At 70.1% G+C, this 6,645-nt stretch carries 8 protein-coding genes; 3 read left to right on the top strand and 5 right to left on the bottom strand.

The genetic code is table 11. The features are described 5' to 3' along the window. Both DEIPI_RS39020 and DEIPI_RS0105340 read right to left on the bottom strand, forming a co-directional pair. The coding region (locus DEIPI_RS39020; RefSeq protein ID WP_027481103.1) for an anti-sigma factor family protein at nucleotides 1-255 on the bottom strand (255 nt) is incomplete at its 3' end. 4 nt (nucleotides 256-259) lie between these two features. Continuing rightward, complete coding sequence (locus tag DEIPI_RS0105340) at nucleotides 260-841, bottom strand: RNA polymerase sigma factor (RefSeq protein ID WP_027481104.1); 582 nt, start codon at nucleotides 839-841, stop codon at nucleotides 260-262. 130 nt (nucleotides 842-971) lie between these two features. Between DEIPI_RS0105340 and DEIPI_RS0105345 the strand changes: the two genes are divergently transcribed. Further along, complete coding sequence (locus DEIPI_RS0105345; RefSeq protein WP_027481105.1) at nucleotides 972-1,295, top strand: FUN14 domain-containing protein; 324 nt, start codon at nucleotides 972-974, stop codon at nucleotides 1,293-1,295. Here DEIPI_RS0105345 and DEIPI_RS0105350 read toward each other — a convergent pair whose 3' ends face one another. Then, nucleotides 1,296-1,625, bottom strand: a complete 330-nt coding sequence (locus DEIPI_RS0105350) for a hypothetical protein (RefSeq protein ID WP_027481106.1) — start codon at nucleotides 1,623-1,625, stop codon at nucleotides 1,296-1,298. Nucleotides 1,626-1,720: 95 nt separating this feature from the next. After that, nucleotides 1,721-2,200 carry an FKBP-type peptidyl-prolyl cis-trans isomerase gene (locus DEIPI_RS0105355; RefSeq protein WP_027481107.1) on the bottom strand — a complete coding sequence of 160 codons (480 nt, stop codon included), beginning with the start codon at nucleotides 2,198-2,200 and terminating at the stop codon, nucleotides 1,721-1,723. A 299-nt stretch (nucleotides 2,201-2,499) separates the two neighbouring features. Here DEIPI_RS0105355 and der point away from each other — a divergent pair, with 299 nt between their 5' ends. Beyond that, nucleotides 2,500-3,870: a ribosome biogenesis GTPase Der gene (der, locus tag DEIPI_RS28740; RefSeq protein WP_045233776.1), complete on the top strand. Its 1,371-nt coding sequence runs from the start codon at nucleotides 2,500-2,502 to the stop codon at nucleotides 3,868-3,870. Between the two features lie 320 nt (nucleotides 3,871-4,190). Next, on the top strand, nucleotides 4,191-5,810 hold the full coding sequence (locus tag DEIPI_RS0105365) for a S8 family peptidase (RefSeq protein ID WP_027481108.1): 1,620 nt from the start codon (nucleotides 4,191-4,193) through the stop codon (nucleotides 5,808-5,810). Nucleotides 5,811-5,859: 49 nt separating this feature from the next. Here the strand turns inward: DEIPI_RS0105365 and DEIPI_RS28745 are convergent. Further along, the coding region (locus tag DEIPI_RS28745) for an HD-GYP domain-containing protein (RefSeq protein ID WP_169737026.1) at nucleotides 5,860-6,645 on the bottom strand (786 nt) is incomplete at its 5' end.

Below are 6,645 nucleotides of genomic sequence, written 5' to 3' on the forward strand. Positions count from 1 at the left end.
GCGGGCGGCGACGAGCGCCGCGACACTCGGCACGCGGCCCATGGTCGTCTCGCGCAGCGCCCTGGAGGTGCGGATGTCGCTCACGACGGCCCGCGCGATCCCGGGAGGGGCGCTCAGACGCGGCAGGTCCGCGAGAGCGGCGTGCACGGCCCTGAGCCGCTCGAACTCCGCGCGCGCGGTCGGGTCACGGGCGAGCAGGGCCTGCAGCTCAGCCCGTTCGGCCTCGCCCAGCTCACCGTCCAGCAGCTTGTGCATCGCTTCAGTCCACATCCACCACTCCCGTCAGGCTCTGCGCCAGCATCTCCTTCGCTCTGAACACCCGGCTCTTCGCCGTCCCGACCGCCACCTCCTGGAGTCTCGCGATCTCCTCGTAGGGCAGTTCCTCCACGAACCTCAGCACCAGCGCCTCGCGGTACTCCAGCGGCAGGTCCAGCATGGCCCGCTGCACCCGCTCGGCCGTGTCGGCGCTCTCCGCGACCTGCACCGGACCCCGGTGCGAGGACACCGCCTCGAAGCCGACCTCCTCCGACGCCTCCTCGATGGAGAAGCGCGGCAGCTGCTTGCGGCGGTGCCGTTCGATCTGCGTGTTCCGCGCGATCTGGTACAGCCACGGCAGCACCCGCTCGCCCTCCCGGAACGTGGCGATGGAACGCCACGCCCGGTAGAACACCTCCTGCGTGAGGTCGAGCGCGTCGTCCTTGTTGCCCTCCAGCCGGAAGAGGTAGTTGTACATCCGGCTTTCGTGGGCACTGACGAACGCGTGCCAGGCCGCCTCGTCCCCCGCGCGGAGCCGCGCGAGCACTTCGGGGGCAAGAACGTCGGAGTCCGGCACGCTGTCCATTACGTCACCTCGGGCGTGGAAGTTCCCGGCGGGGGGCGGACGGTTCCGTCCCCGACCTGCGCCGGTGGGTTCTTCCGTGTGCGCCCCTGCATGCGCGCCTCACGCGTTCCACACGGGCTATTCTAGCCGAGTGACCTCCCTGGGGGACCTGCTGACGCCCATCCTGCCCGACCTGTCGCTCGGTGGGCTGCTGGGCTTCTGCGCCGGGTTCGCCGTGAAGAAGGTCGGGCGCGGCCTGATCTTCGTGCTGGGCGCGCTGTTCGTGGTGCTGCAGCTGCTCGCCTGGTGGGGCTTCGTGACGGTCAACTGGACGCACGTCCGCGAGGTCGCCGAGCCCCTCGTACGGCAGGGCGGCGAGCAGGGCGGCGCCTGGCTGATGAAGGTCCTCACGGCGAACCTGCCCTTCGGCGGGGCGTTCACGGCGGGACTGCTGCTCGGCCTGCGGACGAAGTAGTCAGGCACGCGCCCGCACGGTCCGCAGGCAGTTCGTGCAGACCGCCCGCCGCGACGTCGGTGCCAGCGTGCGCCGCAGGGTCAGCCAGCGGACGAGCCTCGGCACCCAGGTGAGGAGGTCCCACGCGAGGAGCGCGGCGCCGATCACGAGCCCGCCGAGGTGGTAGGCGAGGAAGCTCGCCCGAGAGACGAGCTCCACGTCCTGCTCCAGCGTGCGGTACGGGCGGTCGCGCCGCGCGGGCCCTCGGGGCCGCTCGCGCCGGTACTCGCTCCATGGGCGCGTCGGCTGCCCGCAGTGAGGACAGCGCGGCGTCGGCGCGGCGGACGTCATGACCTCAGGGTAGGGGCGTGGGGCGTCCGGGCAGGGCGAAAGCGACCACGCAGAAGGGCGGCGCTCCGCGTGGAGCGCCGCCCTGGAGAGGAGCGTTACTCCTCGTCGTCCTCGTTGCCGTCGTGGGCGTGGCCGTGCTCCAGTTCCTCGGCGCTGGCGTCGCGGATGCCGCGCACCGTCACCTGGAAGTCGAGCGTCTCGCCCGCGAGGGGCGGGTTGAAGTCGACCTTCACGCCGTCGTCGAGGACCTCCACGACCGTGAGGGGCGTGATGCTGCCGTCCTCGCTCTGCGCGAAGTAGCTCGCGCCGACCTCGACGTCGTCCTCGAAGTCCTCGCGCGGGAGGACCTGCACGTTCTCCTCGTCACGCTCGCCGTAGCCCTCCTCGGGCGGCACGGTGACGGACAGGGAGTCGCCGACGCTCTTGCCTTCGAGCGCCTTCTCCAGGCCCGGGATGATGTTGTTGTGTCCGTGCAGGTACACGAGGGGCTCGCCGGGCTCGCTCTGGTCCACGACCTCGCCGCCCACCTTGAGCACGTACTCCAGCTCGACCACCTTGTCCGATGTGATTTTCATGGTGTCTCCTTTCCAAGTCCGATCTGACCCCTACCCTACCCTGTCCGCGTGAACTTCGGTGAACACGGCCGTGGCCGTCCTTGATCCAGGCGTGGGGGAGGGCGGCTTCCGCTGTGACGACGGGATGAGGGTTCGTGCGGTCCGGCAAGTCTAACATGGTCACCCACGACCCCAAGAGGGCGTGAAAACCCGCTAAACTGTGAAGTCGCTGCCGCGAATCCCAGCGTGGGCGCGGCGCTCGAGTTCTCGGCGTGGACGGCGCGGACTCCGCCGTCTACGGCACCGTGAAGGAGTCGAATATGCATAAAGTCGCTATCGTCGGACGGCCCAACGTGGGCAAGTCCAGTCTCTTCAACCGCCTCGTGGGTCGCCGCGAGGCCGTCGTCGCCGATTTTCCCGGCGTCACCCGTGACGTCAAGGAAGGCGTCATGCTCTACGAGAACCACCGCATCGTCCTGATGGACACGGGCGGGCTCTGGAGCGGTGACGAGTGGGAAACGGCCATCCGCGAGAAGGCCGAGATGGCCATGCACGACGCGCTCGCGGTGATCTTCGTCCTCGACCCGCGCGAGGGCCTCTCCGCCGCCGACTACGAGGTGGCCGACTGGCTGCGCCGCGTCGGCAAGCCCGTCGTGGTCGTCGCGAACAAGATCGACAGCCTCAAGCACGACGTGTACCTCGCCGAGCTGTGGGGCCTGGGCTTCGGCGATCCGCTGCCGATCAGCGCGGAGCACGCGCGCGGCCTCGACGAGCTGATGGACCGCGTCGTGTCGTACCTCCCGGAGGACGACGAGGACGTCAGCGAGATCGCGCCGATCCGCATCTCCCTCATCGGGCGTCCGAACGTGGGCAAGTCGAGCCTGCTGAACGCTATCGTGGGCAGCGAGCGCACCATCGTGTCGGACGTGCCGGGCACCACGCGCGACAGCGTGGACGTGGAGTTCGACTACGCGGGTCAGCGCTTCGTGCTGGTGGACACGGCGGGCATCCGCAAGCGGCCCGACACCGCCATCGAGGAGTACGCGATGATGCGCTCCGAGGCGGCGATCAAGCGCAGCGACATCATCTGGCTCGTCGTGAACGCCACGGAGATCGGCGATCACGAGCTCAAGCTCGCCAACCTCGCCTACGAGAGCGGCAAGCCCGTGATCGTCGTGGTGAACAAGTGGGACCTCGTGCCGGACGACGAGCTCAAGCGCACCACGAAGGATCTCGACCAGACGCTGCACCACATCAGCTTCGCGCCGCGCGTGTACACGAGCGCCATCAACGAGTACGGCATCCACGACATGCTCGCGGAGGCGATGAAGATCTACGACAAGTGGCAGTCGCGTCTCGCCACGAGCGACCTGAACCGCTGGCTGGAGGTGTGGCAGGTCAAGCAGCGCGTCCCGAACTTCCAGGGCCGCCCGCTGAAGATGTACTTCATGACGCAGGCCGAGACGGCCCCGCCGACCTTCGTGATCTTCTGCAATCGCGCGGACTACGTGACGCGCGCGTACGAGAACTTCCTGCACAACCGCATCCGCGAGGACCTCGACATGGCGGGTGTGCCGGTGCGGCTCGTGTGGCGCGAGAAGGGCCCGTACAAGAAGGGGAAGAAGGGCGCGGACGACGCGGACGCCAGGGAGGCGAAGAAGCCCGCGCGAACCAGCAGCACCAGCAGGTAACGGAAGCAGGACCGAAGGAGGGGGAGCCGCGCGGCTCCCCCTCCTTCCGTCGTGACATTGTGGGCGTTCGTCCCGAACGTTGTGAGGAGTCGCTCCTCCTCATGAGAGGGTCTGTCTATACATGTACTGTACCCGTTTCATACGGGAGAAGTTGAATATTTCACACTCAGGATGGACTCATCCTGAGAGGGAGGCCTCATGTTTTAACGGGATGCTCACTTCATGTGTCGACAATCAAGTTGTCTTAAGCGGATGTTCACTCCTGACGTTCGCGCGGTCCACGCTGCCATACCCGACGTGGACCGCCCAAGGAGCACCCGATGCCCACGAAGCCCTTCCCCGCCGTCCTCACCCTCCTGCCCCTCCTGCTCGCCGCGTGCGGCACCTCCCCCGTGACCCTGCCCGACGGCAACCTCGCCGGGACTCCCAAGATGCCCACCGCGAGCCTCGTCGCGGGCAAGACGCTCGCGCCCGTCGTCACGACCGGTGACGACGTCATCGAGGGACGCTACATCGTCACGCTGCACCACGGCAGTGTCAGGAGCCCCGCGGGCGGCCTGAGCGCCATGAGCGAACGCGACCTCGTCGGTGCGCTCGGCCTCGACGCGAACGGCACCGACATCCGGCACGTCTACGACAGCGCCCTGCAGGGCTTCGCCGCCACGCTCTCCCCGCGCGACCTCCTGAAGCTCCGCGCCGACCCGCGAGTCCTCGCCGTCGAACCCGACCGGATCGTCCGCGCGTCCGCCACGCAGACCGGCGCCACCTGGGGCCTCGACCGCATCGACCAGCGCGCCCTGCCCCTCAGCGGCACCTACGGCTACACCCCCAGCGGCACGGGCGTGAACGTCTACGTCGTCGACACCGGCATCAACACCGCCCACACCGACTTCGGCGGCCGCGCCGACATCGCCTTCGACGCGCTCGGCGGCGACGGTCAGGACTGCAACGGTCACGGCACCCACGTCGCGGGCACCGTGGGGAGCGCCACCTGGGGCGTCGCGAAGAACGTCCGCCTGCACGCCGTCCGCGTCCTCGACTGCAGCGGCAGCGGCAGCAATTCCGCCGTCATCGCGGGCATCGACTGGGTCGCGCGCAACGCGAGGAGGCCCGCCGTCGCCAACCTCAGCCTCGGCGGGGTCACCTCCGCCAGCCTCGACAGCGCCGTGCAGAACGCCATCAACTCGGGCGTCACCTTCACCGTCGCGGCCGGCAACGAGAACAAGGACGCCTGCACCACCTCGCCCGCGCGACTGCCCGCCGCCATCACCGTCGGCGCGACCACCAGCACCGACGCGCGCGCCAGCTTCAGCAACTACGGCAGCTGCGTGGACCTCTTCGCGCCCGGCCAGTCCATCCGCAGCACCTGGATCGGCAGCGCGACCGCCACGGGCACCTCCAGCGGCACCAGCATGGCCGCCCCGCACGTCGCGGGCGTCGCCGCGCTCTACCTGGAAGGCCACCCCGCCGCCGCGCCCGCCGAGGTCGCGAACGCCATCCTCGGCGCCGCCACCCCCGACCGCGTCGCGGGCCCCGCCGGAAGTCCCAATCTGCTGCTCTTCTCCGGTCTCACGGGTGCCACCACACCCGCGCCCGCTCCGGCTCCCACCCCGGCGCCCGCACCCGCCGCGCCCTGCACCTCCTGCGAGAAGTACGCCGGTACCCTCTCGGGCGGTGGGGCCTACGCGTACCTCCCGAACGGCAACTACTTCCAGACGTCCGGCGGTACCCTGCGCGGCTGGCTGCGCGGCCCCTCCGGCACGGACTTCGACCTCTACCTCTTCCGCTGGAACGGCGGCGGCTGGACGCAGGTCGCGGCGTCCGAGTCCACCACGTCCGAGGAGAGCGTCACGTACGGCGCCACGAGCGGCTACTACCTCTGGGAAGTCCTCTCGTACAGCGGCAGTGGCGCCTACGACTTCTGGCTTCAGCGGCCCTGAGCACCGCCGCTTCCGGGCCGACCTCACGCGAGGTCGGCCCGTTCCCCGTTCAGTCCGTGGCGCCCTCGCGCGTGGGCAGCGCGTCCGACTCGCACAGCCGGACGAAGACCTCCACGACCGCGGGATCGAAGCGCGTGCCCGCGTGCTCGCGCAGGTACGCGAGGGCGCGCTCCACCGACCACGCCGCCTTGTAGGGCCGTCTCGTGACCAGCGCGTCGAAGTTGTCCACCACGCACACGACGCGTCCGCCGAGCGGGATGTCCTCGCCGCTCAGGCCCGCCGGGTACCCCAGCCCGTCCCAGCGTTCGTGATGCGTCCGCGCGATCTCCCCGGCGAGCCGCAGCAGGGGAGACTCGCTCGGCGCGAGCATCCGCTCCCCCAGCGTCGTGTGCGACTTCATCACTTCCCACTCTTCCGGGGTGAGCGGCCCCTCCTTGAGCAGGATGTGGTCCGGCACGGCGATCTTGCCGAGGTCGTGCAGCCGCGCCGCCAGCCCGATCGCCTGCGCCTCCCCGGCGGGCAGGCCCAGCGCGAACGCCACCGCCATGCTCGACTCGCCCACCCAGCGGGTGTGCGGCCCCAGCGGACGGCTGCGGAACTCCGCCGCGCTCGCCAGCAGGTCCAGCATCTCCTGCTGCGCGTTCGCGAGCTGCGCCGTCCGCTCCCTGACGAGCGCCTCGAGCTCCGCGCCGCGCTCGCGGTGCACGAGCGCCTCGTGCCGGGAGCGCTGCAGGTCCACCCGTGAGCGCGCCGCCGTCGCGCGGCGTTCCGTCGCCTCGGCCCACAGGCCGCTCTCCAGCGCGTGGTAGTGGCGGGGGGGGGGCCGGGGCGGGGG

The sequence above is a fragment of the Deinococcus pimensis DSM 21231 genome, assembly GCF_000519345.1.
GTDB lineage: Bacteria > Deinococcota > Deinococci > Deinococcales > Deinococcaceae > Deinococcus_A > Deinococcus_A pimensis.